Annotated in this window: 14 protein-coding genes; 7 read left to right on the top strand and 7 right to left on the bottom strand. The window is 71.3% G+C overall.

Annotated features, from left to right (window positions below):
- Positions 1-5 precede the first annotated feature (5 nt).
- Positions 6-1,307, top strand: a complete 1,302-nt coding sequence (locus VIL67_RS01225; protein ID WP_332047019.1) for an MATE family efflux transporter — start codon at positions 6-8, stop codon at positions 1,305-1,307.
- Positions 1,308-1,364: 57 nt separating this feature from the next.
- On the opposite strand, the gene VIL67_RS01220 is transcribed toward VIL67_RS01225, so the two are convergent.
- The 4 genes from VIL67_RS01220 to VIL67_RS01205 all read right to left on the bottom strand — a co-directional run bounded on the left by VIL67_RS01220 (position 1,365) and on the right by VIL67_RS01205 (position 7,031).
- Positions 1,365-3,263 (bottom strand): acetyl/propionyl/methylcrotonyl-CoA carboxylase subunit alpha, encoded by a 1,899-nt coding sequence (locus VIL67_RS01220; protein WP_332047018.1) that lies wholly within the window; start codon positions 3,261-3,263, stop codon positions 1,365-1,367.
- Between the two features lie 3 nt (positions 3,264-3,266).
- Positions 3,267-4,859, bottom strand: coding sequence for a carboxyl transferase domain-containing protein (locus tag VIL67_RS01215; protein ID WP_332047017.1), 1,593 nt, complete (start codon positions 4,857-4,859; stop codon positions 3,267-3,269).
- A gap of 8 nt (positions 4,860-4,867) precedes the next feature.
- Positions 4,868-6,511, bottom strand: a complete 1,644-nt coding sequence (locus VIL67_RS01210) for an AMP-binding protein (RefSeq protein ID WP_332047016.1) — start codon at positions 6,509-6,511, stop codon at positions 4,868-4,870.
- Between the two features lie 118 nt (positions 6,512-6,629).
- Positions 6,630-7,031, bottom strand: coding sequence for a GxxExxY protein (locus VIL67_RS01205; RefSeq protein WP_332047015.1), 402 nt, complete (start codon positions 7,029-7,031; stop codon positions 6,630-6,632).
- A gap of 89 nt (positions 7,032-7,120) precedes the next feature.
- Between VIL67_RS01205 and VIL67_RS01200 the strand changes: the two genes are divergently transcribed.
- Positions 7,121-8,275 (top strand): acyl-CoA dehydrogenase family protein, encoded by a 1,155-nt coding sequence (locus VIL67_RS01200; RefSeq protein WP_332047014.1) that lies wholly within the window; start codon positions 7,121-7,123, stop codon positions 8,273-8,275.
- A complete protein-coding gene (locus tag VIL67_RS01195) occupies positions 8,275-9,054 on the top strand; it encodes an enoyl-CoA hydratase/isomerase family protein (protein WP_332047013.1) in 780 nt (259 codons plus the stop codon). Before VIL67_RS01200 ends, VIL67_RS01195 begins: the two co-directional genes overlap by 1 nt.
- Here VIL67_RS01195 and VIL67_RS01190 read toward each other — a convergent pair.
- A complete protein-coding gene (locus VIL67_RS01190) occupies positions 9,041-10,162 on the bottom strand; it encodes a beta-propeller fold lactonase family protein (RefSeq protein WP_332047012.1) in 1,122 nt (373 codons plus the stop codon). The genes VIL67_RS01195 and VIL67_RS01190 overlap by 14 nt on opposite strands.
- A 111-nt stretch (positions 10,163-10,273) precedes the next feature.
- Between VIL67_RS01190 and VIL67_RS01185 the strand changes: the two genes are divergently transcribed.
- Genes VIL67_RS01185 through glcF form a run of 3 tightly spaced genes read left to right on the top strand, consistent with a single transcriptional unit; the run spans position 10,274 to position 14,189 of the window.
- Positions 10,274-11,761, top strand: a complete 1,488-nt coding sequence (locus tag VIL67_RS01185) for an FAD-linked oxidase C-terminal domain-containing protein (RefSeq protein WP_332047011.1) — start codon at positions 10,274-10,276, stop codon at positions 11,759-11,761.
- Complete coding sequence (glcE, locus tag VIL67_RS01180) at positions 11,761-12,924, top strand: glycolate oxidase subunit GlcE (protein WP_332047010.1); 1,164 nt, start codon at positions 11,761-11,763, stop codon at positions 12,922-12,924. The genes VIL67_RS01185 and glcE overlap by 1 nt, the downstream gene beginning before the upstream one ends.
- Complete coding sequence (glcF, locus tag VIL67_RS01175; RefSeq protein ID WP_332047009.1) at positions 12,924-14,189, top strand: glycolate oxidase subunit GlcF; 1,266 nt, start codon at positions 12,924-12,926, stop codon at positions 14,187-14,189. The genes glcE and glcF overlap by 1 nt, the downstream gene beginning before the upstream one ends.
- A gap of 77 nt (positions 14,190-14,266) precedes the next feature.
- Here the strand turns inward: glcF and VIL67_RS01170 are convergent, their stop codons facing one another.
- Positions 14,267-14,494 (bottom strand): hypothetical protein, encoded by a 228-nt coding sequence (locus tag VIL67_RS01170; RefSeq protein ID WP_332047008.1) that lies wholly within the window; start codon positions 14,492-14,494, stop codon positions 14,267-14,269.
- A 90-nt stretch (positions 14,495-14,584) separates the two neighbouring features.
- Between VIL67_RS01170 and VIL67_RS01165 the strand changes: the two genes are divergently transcribed.
- Complete coding sequence (locus VIL67_RS01165) at positions 14,585-14,863, top strand: hypothetical protein (RefSeq protein ID WP_332047007.1); 279 nt, start codon at positions 14,585-14,587, stop codon at positions 14,861-14,863.
- A gap of 6 nt (positions 14,864-14,869) precedes the next feature.
- On the opposite strand, the gene VIL67_RS01160 is transcribed toward VIL67_RS01165, so the two are convergent.
- Positions 14,870-16,438: a long-chain-fatty-acid--CoA ligase gene (locus VIL67_RS01160; protein WP_332047006.1), complete on the bottom strand. Its 1,569-nt coding sequence runs from the start codon at positions 16,436-16,438 to the stop codon at positions 14,870-14,872.
- Between the last annotated feature and the right edge of the window lie 30 nt (positions 16,439-16,468).

Raw genomic sequence — 16,468 nt, 5'->3', positions numbered from 1 at the left:
GATCCTTGCGCCGCAGCATCCTCGCCATCGCCCTGCCGGCGATCGTCACCAACGTCGCGACGGCGCTGTTCGGCCTGGCCGACCTGTGGGTGATCGGCCGCCTGGGCGACGCCACCCTGCAGGGCGGCGTCGAGGTCGGCGCCAAGTTCATGATGACGCTGCTGATCGTCTTCAACTTCCTGCGCGCCTCGACCGTGGCCCTGACGGCCCAGGCGGCGGGACGCGGGGTGGAGGAGGAGCAGGCGGCCACGCTCGCCCGCGGCGTCGCCGTGGCCTTGCTGGTGGGCGTCGGCCTGCTCGCGGCCTGGCCGCTGGCGGTCCCGCTTGGGCTGCGGCTGTTTGCGGCGACGGGCGAGGTGGCCGAACAGGCGCGGACCTATGCGGACGTGCGCTACGCCGGGGGGCTGGCCTGGCTGGTGAACTGCGTGCTCACCGGCTGGCTGATCGGACGGCGGCGGATGAAGACCGTCCTGGCGGTCGAAGTCGGCGCCAACCTGCTGCACATCGTTCTGGACCTGGCCTTCGTGCTCGGCCTCGGCCTGGCAGTCGCGGGGGTCGCCACGGCGACCCTGCTCTCCGAGGCGGCCAAGCTGGCGGCGCTGCTGGTCTCGGTTGGACGCGAGCCGCCGGCGCGGCGGGCGCTCGCGCTGGCCCGCGAGCGCGCCACGTGGCGGCCGGCGGCTTTGGGTGCCCTGTTCCGCCTGAACCGCGACCTCTTCGTGCGCACCCTGCTGCTGATGACCGCCACCCTGCTACTGACCCGCTCGGGCGCCCAGCAGGGGCCGGTGGTGCTGGCCGCCAACGCCATCCTCTACCAGCTGTTCATGCTGCAAGCCCTGATCCTCGACGGGTTCGAGAGCGCCACCCAGGTGCTGACCGGCGAGTCCGTCGGCGCGGGCGACCGAGGCGCGTTCCACGCCCAGCTGCGGGCCAATCTGGCGTGGGCCGGCGGCTGTGCGGTCCTGATCGGGCTGCTGTTCCTGGCCGCCGGCCCGGCCATCGCCGCCAGCTTCTCCACCGACCCACAGGTGGCGGCCGCCGTTCGCCGGTATGCGCTCTGGGCGGCGGTGCTGCCGGTGGCGGGTGTGGTCTCGTTCGTATTCGACGGGGTGATGATCGGCGCCAGCTGGACCCGGGCCATGGCGCTGAGCATGGCCGCGGCCCTGGCCGGCTTCGTCCTGCTGCGTGGGCTGGCCGCGCCGCTCGGCAACCACGGCCTGTGGCTGGCCTTCAGCCTTTTTTTCGTGGCGCGCGCGGCGGGGCAGGCCGTCCTGCTGCCGGGCCTGGCGCGCCGCACCTTCGCCTAGGCGGCGCGCCTCAGCGCGGCCGCGCTGTCGCGGCGCTCCAGGCGCATGGCGCTGTCCTCAGGCGGCGGTGAGCTGGACGAGCACGGCGCCCTCGACCACCTGGGCGCCGGGCTCGACGGCGAGCGTCTCCACCGTGCCGTCGAAGGGCGCGGTCATGGCGTGCTCCATCTTCATGGCTTCGAGGGTCAGCAGGGGCTGGCCCTTGGCGACCACGTCGCCCGCCTTAACGGCGACGGCCGTGATTTTGCCGGGCATGGGCGAGCGGATCTGGCCGTCGCCGGCCGCGCCGTCCCCGCCGCCGGCGCTGGGCGGGTGCGTCGCGAAGGCGAAGGCTTCCCCGTGCTCGAACACGACGAGGTGGCCGTCGTCGTCGAGCAGCACCGAGCGGGGCTCCGTCTCGCTCTCTGAGGGGGCGGCGAGGATCGGCCGGCCGTCCAGGAACAGGCGCACCGCGGTTTCGGGGGCGGCGTTCAGGCGGAAGCCGGCCAGCTCGCGCCAGGGCGAGGGCGGCTCCTCCATGATGCCGCTGTCGTCGGCGATCAGGGCGGCGGCGGACGCTGCGGCCAGGGCGGCGGCCGACGGCGCGGGCGTCGTCGTCAGCTCCGCCAGGTTGCGATCGATGAAGCCGGTGTCCACGTCGCCGCCGATGAAGCCGGGGGCCTCCAGGCAGCGGGACAGGAAGCCGGCGTTGGTCTTCACCGGCCAGACCTCGACCCCGTCACACGCCTCGCAGAGGTCGGCGATGGCCTGCTCGCGGGTGGCGGCGTGGGCGATCAGCTTGGCGATCATCGGGTCGTAGAAGGGCGTGATCCGGCCGCCCTCCTCGACCCCCGCGTCGGCGCGGATCCCCGGCGGAAGGCGGAAGTGCTCCAGTTCGCCGGTTGAGGGCAGGAAGCCGGCGGCCGGGTTTTCCGCGTAGAGGCGCGCCTCCACCGCATGGCCGGAGAGGCTGATCTCGTGCTGCATAAGCGGCAGGGGCTCGCCGGCCGCGACGCGGATCTGCCACTCCACCAGATCGAGGCCGGTGACCATCTCGGTGACCGGATGCTCCACCTGCAGGCGGGTGTTCATCTCCATGAACCAGATGCGGTCCGGCTTCAGGCCTTCGCTGGCGTCGGCGATGAACTCCACGGTGCCGGCCCCGACGTAGCCCACGGCCTGGGCGGCGCGGACGGCGGCGGCGGTGACCGCGGCGCGAGCCTCCTCGGTCATGCCGGGGGCCGGCGCCTCCTCGATGACCTTCTGGTGGCGGCGCTGCAGCGAGCAGTCGCGCTCGAACAGGTGGACCACGTTGCCGTGGCTGTCGCCGAACACCTGCACCTCGATGTGCCGCGGTCGGGTGACATAGGTCTCGAGCAGCACGCGATCGTCGCCGAAGCTGGCCGCGGCCTCGCGCTTGGCCGATTTCAGCGCGGCCTCGAAGTCCCCGGGCCCCTCGACCCGGCGCATCCCCTTGCCGCCGCCGCCGGCGACGGCCTTGATCAGCACCGGATAGCCGATCCGCTCGGCCTCGCGGGCCAGGGTCGCGGGATCCTGGTCTTCGCCGAGGTAGCCGGGCGTCGTGGGCACGCCCGCCTTGTCCATGAGCGCCTTGGCGGCGTCCTTCAGGCCCATGGCCCGGATCGCCGGGGGCGGCGGGCCGATCCAGGTGAGGCCGGCGGCCATCACCGCCTCGGCGAAGTCGGCGTTCTCGGAGAGGAAGCCGTAGCCCGGGTGGATGGCGTCGGCGCCGGCCTCCAGGGCGGCGGCGATGATCCGCTCGGCCACGAGGTAGCTCTCGCGGGCGACGGCCGGGCCGATCAGCACGGCGCGGTCCGCGTCGCGGACGTGCGGGGCCTGGGCGTCGGCCTCGGAATAGACCGCCACCGTGGCGATGCCCATCCGGCGGGCGGTGGCGAAGACGCGGCGGGCGATCTCGCCACGGTTGGCGACGAGGATGCTGGTGATCTCAGGCATGGGTCACATCCGGAAGACGCCGAAGCGCGTCTCGGGGATCGGGGCGTTGAGGGCGGCGGAGATGGAGAGGCCGAGCACGTCGCGGGTCTGGGCCGGGTCGATGACTCCGTCGTCCCAGAGCCGGGCCGTGGCGTAGTAGGGGTTGCCCTCGTCCTCGTACTTCTGGCGGATGGGGGCCTTAAAGGCCTCCTCCTCGTCCGGGCTCCACTTGCCGGCGTCGCGATGGACGGTGGCCAGCACGCTGGCGGCCTGTTCGCCGCCCATGACCGAGATCCGGCTGTTGGGCCAGGTCCACAGGAACCGCGGGGAGTAGGCCCGACCGCACATGCCGTAGTTGCCGGCGCCGAACGAGCCGCCGATCAGGACGGTGAACTTCGGCACCTCGGCCGACGCCACGGCGGTGACCAGCTTGGCCCCATCCTTGGCGATCCCGCCGGCCTCGTACTTCCCGCCGACCATGAAGCCCGAGATGTTCTGCAGGAACACCAGCGGGATCTTCCGCTTGCAGGCGAGCTCGATGAAGTGGGCGCCCTTGAGCGCGCTTTCCGAGAACAGCACGCCGTTGTTGGCGAGGATGGCCACGGGGTAGCCCCAGATGCGGGCGAAGCCGGTCACGAGGGTCGTGCCGTAGAGCGGCTTGAACTCGTCGAACTGGCTGCCGTCGACGATGCGGGCGATCACCTCGTGCACGTCATAGGGCGCGCGCACGTCGGTGGGGACGATGCCGTAGAGCTCCTCCGGGTCGTAGGCCGGCGGGCGCGCCTCGGCCAGGACCAGCTCGTCGGGCTTGCGGGTGTTCAGGTTGGCGACGATCGAGCGGACGATGGCAAGTGCGTGCTCATCGTCGTTGGCCACGTGGTCGACCACGCCGGAGCGGCGGCCGTGAGTCTCGGCGCCGCCGAGCTCCTCGGCGCTGATCACCTCGCCGGTGGCGGCCTTCACGAGCGGCGGGCCGCCGAGGAAGATGGTGCCCTGGTTACGGACGATGACGGTCTCGTCGCTCATGGCCGGCACGTAGGCGCCGCCCGCCGTGCACGAGCCCATGACGCAGGCGATCTGCGCTATGCCCTCGGCGCTCATCCGGGCCTGGTTGAAGAAGATGCGGCCGAAGTGGTCGCGGTCGGGAAAGACCTCGGCCTGGTGCGGCAGGTTCGCGCCGCCGCTGTCCACCAGGTAGACGCAGGGCAGGCGGTTCTGCAGCGCGACCTCCTGCGCCCGCAGGTGCTTCTTCACGGTGAGGGGGTAGTAGGCGCCGCCCTTCACGGTCGCGTCGTTGGCGACGATCATCACCTCGCGGCCGGAGACGCGGCCGACGCCGGTGATCAGGCCGGCGGCGGGGGCTTCGCCGTCGTACATGTCGAAGGCGGCCAGCTGGCCCACCTCCAGGAACGGGGAGCCCGGATCCAGCAGGCGGGTGACGCGGTCGCGGGGCAGGAGCTTGCCGCGCGAGACGTGGCGCTTGCGGCTGTCCTCGGAACCGCCCAGGGCGGCCTGGGTGGCGCGGGCGCGGAGTTCCTCGACCAGTCCCCGGTTGATCCGGGCGTTGGTGGCGAAGCCGTCGGAGGCAGGATCGACGGCGGTTTCCAGTTTCCTCATGGATTGAGCTAGGCCGTCTTTTCCAGGGCGAGGTCAAGTTCCGCGATCATCGCCTCACGCATGGCGAACTTTTGCACCTTGCCGGTGACGGTCGTGGGGAAACCTTCCACGAAACGGATGTGCCGTGGAATCTTGTAGTGGGCGATCTGCTCGCGGCAGAAGTCCCGAACCGCCGCCGCGTCGAGGACCTCGCCGGGCTTCAGCACGATCCAGGCGCAGAGCTCCTCGCCGTACTTCCGGTCGGGCACGCCGATCACCTGCACGTCCTGGATCGCCGGGTGGCGGTAGAGGAATTCCTCGATTTCGCGCGGGTAGATGTTCTCGCCGCCACGGATCACCATGTCCTTGATCCGCCCGACGATGTTGCAGAAGCCCTCGTCGTCGAGGGTGGCGACGTCGCCGGTGTGCATCCAGCCGGCCGGATCTATGGCCTCGGCGGTCTTCTCCGGGTCGTCCCAGTAGCCCAGCATCACCGAGTAGCCCCGCGTGCAGAGCTCGCCCGCCTCGCCGCGCGGGACGATCCGGCCGTCGGCGTCGACGATCTTCACCTCCAGGTGCGGCTGGATGCGGCCGACCGTGGAGACCCGTCGCTCGAGGGTGTCGTTGACCCCCGACTGGAAGCTGACCGGCGAAGTCTCGGTCATGCCGTAGGCGATGGTCACCTGCGGCATGTGCAGGCGGGCGATCACCTGGCGCATCACCTCCACCGGGCAGGGGGACCCCGCCATGATGCCGGTGCGCAGGCTGGAGACGTCGAAGCCGTCGAACCCGGGGCAGGCGAGGACCGCGATGAACATGGTGGGCACGCCATAGAGGGCGGCGCAGCCCTCGGCCTGCACGGCCTCCAGGACGGCGAGGGGATCGAAGGCCTCCGCGGGATAGACCATGGTCGCCCCGTGGGCGACGCAGGCCAGGTTGCCCATGACCATGCCGAAGCAGTGGTAGAGCGGCACCGGAATGCAGACCTTGTCGCCCGCCCGCAGGCCGATGGCGGCGCCCACGAAGAAGCCGTTGTTGAGGATGTTGTGGTGCGACAGCGTCGCGCCCTTCGGAAACCCGGTGGTGCCGCTGGTGAACTGGATGTTGATCGCGTCGTCGAACTGGAGGCGGCGAGCGACCGCCTCCAGACGCGCGCGATCGGGGGTCCGCTCCAGGATCTCGGCGAACGGAAGCGCGCCGTCGTGGCGCTGGTCGCCGATGGTGATCACGTGCTCGAGCTTCGGCAGCTTCGGTCCGAGTTCGCGGACCATGGCCAGGTACTCGCTGGTCTTGTGGCGAACGGCCGTCACCAGGGCGCGGCAGCCCACCTTGTTCAGGGCGTACTCGGCTTCCGAGAGGCGATAGGCGGGGTTGATGTTGACCAGCACCAGGCCAGCCTTGGCGGTGGCGAACTGGACGACCGCCCATTCCCAGCAGTTGGGCGCCCAGATGCCGATGCGGTCGCCGGGCTCCAGGCCCAGGTCGAGCAGTCCCGCCGCGAACGCATCCACCCGCGCCTTCAGCTCCGCCCAGGTCCAGCGGACCCCCTGATGCCGCGAGACCAGCGCCAGCCCGTCCGCCCAGCGCGCGCACGCCGCGTCGAACGCCTCGCCGATGGTGCTGCCGATCAGCGTCTGCGTGCTCGCCCCATGCACATAGCTGCCTTCGCCCATCCCGCGCCTCCCTTGGCCTTTCGGGGAGGATGGCCGGCCATCAGGGCAGTGTCATCCACTTACCCGCCGTGCGGCGGCACGTCGGCAGGAACCACGAACCACACGAACCACACGAACATCACGCGACCAGGCGTTCGACCTGAGCCCTACCCGAGCCCCCGAAATTGATGAGCAGGCCTACGCGAAGCTGCGCCGCTCTCAGGTAGTTGATCAGCTGGGCCCGGTGCTCGGCCGCCAAGGCGGAAACCGCCTTCAGCTCGACAATGATGGCGCCGAAGCAGACGAAATCAGGAACATAGACGGCGCGGAGCGCCGTCCCCTTGTACGAGAGCCTCAGCGTCGGGTGCGCCAGGTGAGGGATGTCGCGGGCATGGAATTCCAGTGCGAGGCTCTCTTGGTAGGCCGCTTCCAGAAAGCCTGATCCGAGCACCCGGTTGACCTCGAACACCGCGCCTTGGATGCGAAACACCTCCTCCCGGTGCAGCAGCCGTTCGTGTGGTTCGTGTGGTTCGTGGTCCATGAGCGCTTCCGCCACGCAGATATGAGAACAATACATGAACGACTTTGCTGCGCTAGGCTGACGTGGGGGTGGCGTGGCAGAGAGGGGGCGTGAGCGAAGAGACCTTTCCTGAGATCCGGGACGCTGTGCGCCGGCTGTGCGCGCGCTTCCCCGGGGCGTATTGGCGCGAGCTGGATCGCGAGCGCGCCTATCCGACGGCGTTCGTGCAGGCGCTGACCGAGGCGGGCTTCCTGTCGGTGCTGATCCCGGAGGAATTCGGCGGCTCAGGGCTGGGACTTCGGGCGGCCACGGCCGTGCTGGAGGAGATCCACCGGTCGGGCTGCAACGGGGCGGCCTGCCACGCCCAGATGTACACCATGGGCACCATCCTGCGGCACGGCTCGCCGACCCAGAAGCAGGCTTATCTGCCGAAGATCGCGTCGGGGGAGCTGAGGCTGCAGGCGTTCGGGGTGACCGAGCCGGACGCGGGGACCGACACGACGCGGATCTCCACATTCGCGCGTCGCGAGGGCGACAAGTACATCGTCTCCGGCCGCAAGATCTGGATCAGCCGCGCCGAGCACTCGGACCTGATGGTGCTGCTCTGCCGGACTCAGAAGCGGGAGGAGGCGGCCAAGCCCTCCGACGGCATGAGCGTGCTGATCGTCGACATGCGCGAGGCGGTCGGCAACGGCCTGACCATCCGGCCGGTGCGCACCATGCTGAACCACGCCACCACGGAGCTCTTCTTCGAGGAGCTGGAGGTGCCGGCCGAGAACCTGGTGGGGCAGGAGGGCAAGGGCTTCCGCTACATCCTCGACGGCATGAACGCCGAGCGGATCCTGATCGCCTCGGAGTGCATCGGCGACGCGCGCTTCTTCATCGACCGGGCCGCCAGCTACGCCAAGGACCGCCAGGTGTTCGGCCGCGCCATCGGCGAGAACCAGGGCGTCCAGTTCCCGATCGCGCGGGCCTATGTCCAGGCCACCGCCGCCGCCCACATGGTCGAGCATGCGGCCAGCCTCTTCGAGGCGGGCCAGCCCTGCGGCACGGAAGCCAACATGGCCAAGCTGACCGCCAGCGAGGCCTCCTGGTACGCCGCGGACATGTGCCTGCAGACCCACGGCGGCTTCGGCTTCGCCGAGGAGTACGACATCGAGCGCAAGTTCCGGGAAACCCGCCTCTACCAGGTGGCCCCGATCTCCACGAACCTTATCCTCTCCCACGTGGCCACCCACGTGCTGGACCTGCCGAAGTCCTTCTGATGCCCGAGACGATCAAGATCGAGGACGCCGCGCCCGGCGTCGCCGTGGTCACCCTGAACCGGCCGGACGCGGCCAATTCGCTCAACACCCGCATGGGCGAGGAGCTCCTGCACGCCTGGAGCGGCCTGGCGGTGCGCGAGGACCTGCGCTGCGTGGTCCTGGCCGGCGAGGGGCGTCACTTCTGCGCCGGAGCGGACCTGAAAGAACGTAACGGCATGACCGACAAGCAGTGGTCGGCGCAGCACGAGGTGTTCGAGGCGATGATCCGCGCCCAGCTCGCCGTGCCCGTGCCGGTGATCGCGGCGGTGAGCGGGGCGGCGGTCGGCGGCGGCTGCGAGATGACGCTGGCCTGCGACTTTGCGTATGCCGGCGAGGGCGCGCGCTTCGGCCTGCCCGAGGTGGGGCTGGGGATCATGCCGGGGTTGGGCGGGACGCAGCTGCTGCGGCGCGCGGTGGGCGAGCGCCGGGCCATAGAGCTGCTGACCACCGGGCGCCTGTTCACCGCGGCCGAGGCGCTCGACTATGGCCTGGTGAACGGCGTCGCCGCCGCTGAGGCGTTGATGGCGACCGTGCTCGAGGTGGCCGGGACCATCGCCGCCAAGGCGCCGCTCTCGGTGCGGGCGCTGAAATCGGTGGTGCGCGAGGGCTCGGCCCTGCACCTGCCGGAGGCCATGGAGCTGGAGCTCACCCACTACAACCGCCTGTTCAAGACCGAGGACCGCCGGGAGGGGGTCGCCAGCTTTAACGAGAAGCGGACGCCAGGCTTCAGGGGGCGGTAGCCAGCGCCTCCACCGGTACGCGGGCCACGGTGATGTGCTTGGGCCCGTCGCCGAGCTTGAGCCGCGCCGTCTCCTTGCGCTCGGCGATGGAGATCACCGACAGGTCGTCGCTGCGGGTGTTGGCGACGAGGCAGGTGCGCCCGTTCTCGGCCACCTCGGACCAGCCAGGGGCGTCGCCCACCGGCACGGTGGCGATCAGCGACAGGCCGGGCGCGCGCACCAGGGCGGCATAGTCCGAGGCGCGACCGGCGATGCAGAGGGTGCGGCCGTCCGGCGTGATCGCCAGGCCGTGGTGCGGGGCCTCGAAGTCCCAGTCCGCGGTGGTGACGCCGGGCTTCACCGGCAGGTCGAGCCGGTGGGTGATCCGGCGCGCCTTGAGGTCATAGGCGACCACCCCGTGCTCGTTGGAGAGCTGAGCGTAGAGGCGGCGTTCGTCCGGCGAGAAGCGCCAGGGGCGGATACCCTTCTCGAAGCGGATGCGGTCCTTCACCTCCAGCGTGCGGGTGTCGGCGACGGTCAGCTGGTAGGCGAAGCCCGACCGCTCTGACGGCTCCACCGCGTCGCGCCGGGCCAGCGGCACATTCATGTCGCCGATGCTGGAGTTGTAGATCCGACGCCCATCGCGGGAGACCTGGTTGTCGTGCGGATAGACGCCGGTCACCACCTTGCCGGTGATCGCGCCCGTGCGCGCGTCCAGTCGGTAGGCCAGGTTGTCGGTCAGGGCGGAGACCACCAGGCTGGCCCCGTCCGGCGTGATGGTCATGTGGTCGGCTCTGATCGTCTTCAGCGGCGTGCGCCAGAGCGGCCGGCCGGAGGCGACGTCGAAGGCAGCTACATCGCCGAGGTAGCCGCGCGAAACGAACAGCGTGCGCCCATCGGGCGAGACATCGGTGTCCTGGGCGTAGTTCGGCGTGCCCGGCCGTTCGGCGCGGAGCTTGTCGGGGTTGATGTCGATCGTCCGAACGACGGCGCGCAGCGCGACGTCGACGAGGGACACCGTTCCGGCCTCCGCGTTCGCCACAAACGCCACCTCGCGCATCTCGGCCGTGTGCGCCGAGCCGCCGCCCGCCACTCCAAGCGCCGCCGCCAGGCCCAGGATCGTCCGCATGCCCGCCTCCCCTTGTTTTGCCCGATGTGACCCGCCCGCGCAGTCCGGCGCAAGTCGCTGTCGCCCGCTTCGCACTGGAAGCGACCGGCGGCTGCGCGTACGGAGAGCGGGATGAAGATGCCCGTCCCCGACGCCGAGATCATCGCCCGCAAGGCGGCGGTCGTTCGGGCGCTGCGGAAGATCGTGCCGGGGGAGGGGGTGGTCTCGGAGCCGGAGGCGCTGGTCCCCTTCGAGAGCGACGGGTTGTCGGCCTACCGGCAGACGCCGCTGGCGGTGGTGCTGCCGGAGACGGTCGAGCAGGTGAGCCGCGTGCTGGCCTGGTGCCATGCGAACGGCGTGAAGGTGGTGCCGCGGGGGGCCGGAACGTCGCTCTCGGGCGGGGCGCTGCCGCTGGCCGACGGGATCATCCTGGGGATGGCCAAGTTCAACCGCATCCTGGACGTGGACTACGCCAACCGCTGCGCGGTGGTGCAGCCGGGGGTGACCAACCTGGCCATCACCCACGCGGTGCAGGGCGACGGCTTCTACTACGCGCCGGACCCTTCCTCGCAGATCGCCTGCACGATCGGCGGCAACGTGGCGGAGAACTCGGGCGGGGTGCACTGCCTGAAGTACGGGCTGACCACCAACAACCTGCTGGGCTGCGAAATCGTGCTGATGGACGGCCAGGTGGTGCGGCTGGGCGGCAAGGCCTACGACGCCGCCGGCTACGACCTGCTGGGCGTGGTGACCGGCTCCGAGGGGCTGCTGGGCGTGGTCACCGAGGTGACAGTCCGCATCCTGCCGAAGCCGGAAACGGCGCGTGCGATGCTGCTGGGCTTCTCGTCCGTGGAGGCCGCCGGCGCCTGCGTGGCGGACGTGATCGCGGCCGGGATCATTCCGGCCGGCATGGAGATGATGGACAAGCCGGCCATCGTGGCGGCCGAGGCCTTCGTCCGCGTGGGCTATCCCGTCGAAGCCGAGGCGCTGCTGATCGTCGAGCTGGACGGCCCGGAGGCCGAATGCGCCGAGCTCTCCAGCGCGGTGGTGGAGATCGCCCAGGCGCGGGGCGCCGATTATGTGCGGGTGTCCGGTAGCGCGGCGGAGCGGCTGGCCTTCTGGGCTGGGCGAAAAGCGGCGTTTCCGGCGGTGGGGCGGATCGCGCCGGACTACTACTGCATGGACGGCACCATCCCGCGCCGCGAGCTGCCGCGGGTGCTGCGGGCGATGACCGAGATGTCGCGGGCCTATGGTCTTGGCGTGGCCAACGTCTTCCACGCGGGCGACGGCAACCTGCACCCGCTGATCCTGTACGACGCCGACAAGCCGGGCGAGCTGGAGCGCGCCGAGCAGTTCGGCGCCGAGATCCTGAAGCTGTGCGTGGCCGTGGGCGGCGTGCTGACCGGCGAGCACGGGGTGGGCGTGGAGAAGCGCGACCTGATGGGCGAGATGTTCACGCCCACGGACCTGGCCTGCCAGCAGCGCCTGAAGTGCGCCTTCGACCCCGAGCTGCTGCTGAACCCGGGGAAGGTGTTCCCGACCCTGCACCGCTGCGCCGAGCTCGGCCGCATGCACGTTCACCGGGGCCAGGTGGCGTTCCCCGAGCTGCCGCGGTTCTGATGCTGGACGTGGCGGCCTCTACCGAGAGCCCGAAGTCGGCCGAGCAGGTGCAGGCGATCGTCGCTGCGGCGGGCGCGGCCGGGCGGCGTCTGGAGATCATCGGCGGCGGGACGAAGCGCGGGATCTCCCCGGTGGTCGCCTCGGGCGTGCTGTCGCTGGCCAAGCTGGACAAGGTGATCGACTACGCGCCGGAAGAGCTGGTGCTGACGGTCCAGGCCGGCGCGCGGCTGGCGGAGCTGGAGAAGCTGGTGGCTGCTGAGGGCCAGATGCTGCCCTTCGAGCCGCCGCACCTGGGCAAGGTTCTAGCGGCGCGTGGGAAGACCACGATCGGCGGCGCGGTGGCGGCCAATCTGTCGGGCCCCCGCCGCATTCGCGCCGGAGCCGCCCGTGATCACGTGCTGGGCTTCGCCGGCGTCACCGGGCGCGGCGAGGTGTTCAAGGCCGGCGGCAAGGTGGTGAAGAACGTCACCGGCTACGACCTTAGCAAGCTGATCGCCGGCTCGTGGGGGACCCTGGCGGTGATGACCGAGATCACCTTGAAGGTTCTCCCCGCCGGACGGACCGAGACCACCCTGCTGTTCTTCGGGCTGGACGAGCGGCGGGCCGGCGAGCTGATGACCCTGGCCATGGGGACCTCGGCGGAGGTGTCCGGCGCGGCGCACCTTCCGGCGTTCGCAGCCCGGCGTCCGCCGCTGAAGGCCGACCTCGCCACGACGGCGCTTCGGCTGGAGGGCTTTCCGGGCTCGGTGACGGCCAGGGCGGAGGCGCTGCTGCTGCGGCTGCGTGGCTTCGGGCGTGCCGAGGCGCTGGACGCGGCCCACAGCCGGGACTTCTGGCGCCACGTGCGCGACGTGGATGTGTTCGCTGGCGATCCGCGGCCGCTCTGGCGGCTCTCCGTGCCGCCGGCCGCGGGCTGGCAGGTGGCGCGGCAGGCGTCCGGCGATGCGCTCTACGACTGGGCCGGCGGCCTGGTGTGGATGCTGTCCGACGCGCCGGCCGCGCAGGTGCAGGCCGCCGCCCGGGCGCTGGGAGGCCATGCCGGCTGCTGGCGGGGCGGCGAGCGGGCGTTCGCGCCATTGGATCCGCCCCTGGCGGCGCTCAGCGGGCGGGTGAAGGCGGCGTTCGACCCGCTGGGCGTGCTCAATCCGGGGAAGTTCGGCTGATGCGTGTGGACTTTCCGCCTGAGCGGCTCGCCGACCCCGAGTTCGCGCGGTCCCACACCGCCATCCGCAAGTGCGTGCACTGCGGCTTCTGCACGGCCACCTGCCCGACCTACGTCCTGCTGGGCGACGAGCGCGACAGCCCGCGCGGGCGGATCGAGCTGATCCGGGCGATGCTGGAGACCCCGGAGGCGCGGCCCGCCGCCTCGACCGTCAAGCACATCGACCGCTGCCTGTCGTGCCTGGCCTGCAAGACCACCTGCCCGTCCGGCGTGGACTACGCCGACCTGATCGACCACGCGCGGCGGCACATCGAGGACAGCTACCGCCGGCCCTGGCCAGAGCGGCTGCTGCGCGCCCTGATCCCGGCGGTGCTGACGCGGCCCAAGCGGCTGCGCGCCGCCCTGGCGCTCGGGCGGCTGGCGCGGCCCGTGGGGCCGGCGCTGCAACGGCTGGGGCTTGCGCCGCTCGCCGCCCTGCTGCGGCTCGTGCCGGAACGCCCCGCCGCTCCCGCCGCCGAGGCCCTGGCGGCCGGGACCCGTGGGCGGGTCGCCCTGCTGCAGGGCTGCGTCGAGCCGGCGATGGCGCCGGAGATCCGCGCGGCGGCGGCGCGCCTGCTGTCCCGCGCCGGTTTCGAGGTGGTGGAGGTGAGGGGCGAGGGGTGCTGCGGCGCCCTGTCCGAGCACCTCGGGCGGGCGGGCGAGGCCGCGGCCATGGCCCGGCGCAACATCCGCGCCTGGCAGGCGGCCGGGCCGCTGGATGCGGTGATCACGACCGCGGCGGGCTGCGGCACGACGCTGAAGGCCTACGGCAAACAGGCGGGGGCCGAAGGGGCTGAGGTGGGCGCCAAGGCCCGCGACATCCTGGAGTTCATCGCCGAGGCGGGCCTGCCGCCGGTGAGCCGGCCCGGGAAGCTGGCGGTCGCCTACCATGCGCCCTGTTCGCTGCAGCACGGGCAGGGGATCAAGGCGGCCCCGGCGGCCCTGCTGGCGCAGGCCGGCTTCGAGGTGCGCGAGCCGTTCGAGCCGCACCTCTGCTGCGGCTCGGCCGGGGTCTACAACATCCTGCAGCCGGAGCTGGCGGGGCGGCTCAGAGACCGCAAGGCCGAGAACCTGCGGCGCACCGGGGCCGCCGTGGTCGCGGCGGGCAACGTGGGCTGCATCGCCCAGATTGCGCCGGCGCTGGACACGCCCGTCGTGCATCCGGTGGAGCTGCTGGACTGGGCGACGGGTGGGCCGGAGCCGGCCGCGTTGCGGCGGTCGCCGTGAGGCGGCGCAAGGCGGCGATGCGGCAGGTCCGTCCTGCTACCCTCCCGCTCCGCGCTCCGCGGGAAGGCCGGGCGGGCTCAGACGTGCGCGTAGAGGTCCGGGGCGGGGCGCTCCACCGGGATCGGCGCTTCCGCGCCGCCGGCGCCCTTGGGCGGCCTCCGGGAGGTGACGAACGCTTCCCAGTCCGGCGGATTGCGACCGCTGCGGAACGGGGTTGTGATGTCGAAGGACCGGAGGCGGTCGAGCAGGTGCTCGAGGGTCTCGTCCGATCCCACCAAGTCGGGTTTGAAGTGTCGATCGGCCATGGCGGGGCTTATACCCTCGTCTGCGACGCCACGCCACAGTGAAATAGTAACGTTTTCTGAAATCCCCGTCTGATTCGCGAAGGACCCGCCATGGCCGAAATCCGCACCCTCAAGATCGGCTTCGAAGGGGCGCTGCAGCCCGGTCCGAAGCCGTGGATGTGGGCCACCGTGGCGGTCGAGCTGGAGGACGAGACCCGCAACCACAGGACCGTCACCGCCTCGGTGCCGGTGCCGTTCGAAGGCCAGGACGTGTTCGAGATGCGCGAGGTGGCATGGGCCGCGTTCCGCGAAGCCCTTGAGCAGGCGCTCACGGCCGGCGAGGGCAAGAGCGCCCAGCAGCTGTCGTTCACCGGGCCGACGGGCGACTAGGCGAGCTTAGCCGACATTGCGGTCGCGGCCCTCCCAGTAGGGCTTGCGGAGCTCGCGGCGCAGCACCTTGCCGGAAGGATTACGGGGCAGGGCGTCGACGAAGTCGATGGACTTGGGGGCCTTGAACCCCGCGATCCGCTGCCGCGCCCAGGCGATGATCGCCTGGGGATCGGGCGCTTCGCCGGGCGCGGGCACCACCACGGCCTTCACCGCCTCGCCCCAGCGCTCGTCCGGCACGCCGATCACGGCGGCGTCGGCCACGCCCGGGCAGCCCAGGATCGCGTTCTCCACCTCGGCGGGATAGACGTTCTCGCCGCCCGAGACGATCATGTCCTTCACGCGGTCGTGGACGAAGAAGAAGCCGTGCTCGTCCATGAAGCCGGCGTCGCCGGTGCGCAGCCAGCCGCCGGGCCGGATGGTTTCGGCGGTCGCCTCGGGGCGGTTCCAGTAGCCGGCCATGACGATCGGCCCGCGGATCTCGATCTCGCCGATCGCGCCGGGCGGAAGAGCCCGGCCCGCCTCGTCGGCGATGCGGCACTCCAGCGTTTCCCAAGGCTTGCCGCATGAGCGGAGCAGCTCGCCCACATGGGCGGAGGGCGCGAGCGTCGTGCCGGCGCCGCAGGTCTCGGTCATGCCGTAGAACTGGATGAAGCCGCAGCCGAAGCGCTGCGTGGCCGCCTTCAGCACGGCCTCCGAGATCGGCGAGGCGCCGTAGGAGACGGTCTTCAGGCTGGAGAAGTCGGTGGTCTGCGCCTGCGGCGTCTGCAGGAGGGCGTTGATCATCACGGGCGCAAGGAAGATGTGCGCCACCTTCTCCTGCTCGATCAGCCGCAGGACCGCGGCGGGATCGAAGTCGGCCATGACGATCACCCGCCCGCCCGCCGCCAGGCCGGAGAAGCTGATGTTGGTTCCCGCCACGTGGAACAGCGGCATGACGATGAGGACGGTGTCCTCGGCGGCGTAGTCGAAGCCCTCCACCCGATGGCGCAGCGCCAGGAAGGCGGAATAGTTGGTGTTGTTGAGCCGCACGCCCTTGGGCAGGCCGGTGGTGCCGGAGGTGTAGAGCTGCAGGACGTCGTCCTCCGCCCGCGGCGGCGCGAGGACCGGCGCGGGCGCAGCGGCGCGGCGGCGCTCGTAGCTCTCGAAGCCCTCCGCCTCGCCGCCCACGGCGATCAGCCGGACCTCGCGGTCGATCAGGCGGACCACCTCGCTGGCGGTCTCGAAGAAGTCGGGGCCGACGAAGAACAGCTGGGCGCCGGAGTCCTTGAGGATGAACGCGATCTCGGGGACGGCCAGGCGGGTGTTGATCGGGGCCAGGCAGGCGCGGGCCTTTGCGGCGCCGAACATCAGCTCGTACCAGCTCTCGGCGTTCTTCCCGAGCCAGGCGACCCGGTCGCCCGGCCGCACGCCCAGCTCCTGCAGAAGGCCGGCCGCCTCCGTGGAGCGCCGCTCGAGCTCGGCATAGGTGAGCGTTTTGTCGGCGCATTGCACGGCGACCTGGTCGCCGCGGGCGGCGGCGTGCACGCGCGGGATGTCGCTGAGCATGCGGATGGGGTCGCCTCCGGCGTCCGGCATCGTGGTCCTCCCTGCCCGGCGTGTCTCCGC

This window comes from Phenylobacterium sp., assembly GCF_036563385.1.
GTDB lineage: Bacteria > Pseudomonadota > Alphaproteobacteria > Caulobacterales > Caulobacteraceae > Phenylobacterium.
Note: the sequence above shows the minus strand (reverse complement) of the source record. Positions and strands in the feature narration are given on the sequence as shown.

Coding starts and splice junctions, on each gene's coding strand:
- VIL67_RS01190 (WP_332047012.1), bottom strand. CDS start 10,162: ATGCGGACGATCCTGGGCCTGGCGGCGGCGCTTGGAGTGGCGGGCGGC.
- VIL67_RS01160 (WP_332047006.1), bottom strand. CDS start 16,438: ATGCCGGACGCCGGAGGCGACCCCATCCGCATGCTCAGCGACATCCCG.
- VIL67_RS01205 (WP_332047015.1), bottom strand. CDS start 7,031: ATGGACCACGAACCACACGAACCACACGAACGGCTGCTGCACCGGGAG.
- VIL67_RS01215 (WP_332047017.1), bottom strand. CDS start 4,859: ATGAGGAAACTGGAAACCGCCGTCGATCCTGCCTCCGACGGCTTCGCC.
- glcE (WP_332047010.1), top strand. CDS start 11,761: ATGCTGGACGTGGCGGCCTCTACCGAGAGCCCGAAGTCGGCCGAGCAG.
- VIL67_RS01165 (WP_332047007.1), top strand. CDS start 14,585: ATGGCCGAAATCCGCACCCTCAAGATCGGCTTCGAAGGGGCGCTGCAG.
- VIL67_RS01210 (WP_332047016.1), bottom strand. CDS start 6,511: ATGGGCGAAGGCAGCTATGTGCATGGGGCGAGCACGCAGACGCTGATC.
- VIL67_RS01170 (WP_332047008.1), bottom strand. CDS start 14,494: ATGGCCGATCGACACTTCAAACCCGACTTGGTGGGATCGGACGAGACC.
- VIL67_RS01185 (WP_332047011.1), top strand. CDS start 10,274: ATGAAGATGCCCGTCCCCGACGCCGAGATCATCGCCCGCAAGGCGGCG.
- VIL67_RS01220 (WP_332047018.1), bottom strand. CDS start 3,263: ATGCCTGAGATCACCAGCATCCTCGTCGCCAACCGTGGCGAGATCGCC.
- VIL67_RS01195 (WP_332047013.1), top strand. CDS start 8,275: ATGCCCGAGACGATCAAGATCGAGGACGCCGCGCCCGGCGTCGCCGTG.
- glcF (WP_332047009.1), top strand. CDS start 12,924: ATGCGTGTGGACTTTCCGCCTGAGCGGCTCGCCGACCCCGAGTTCGCG.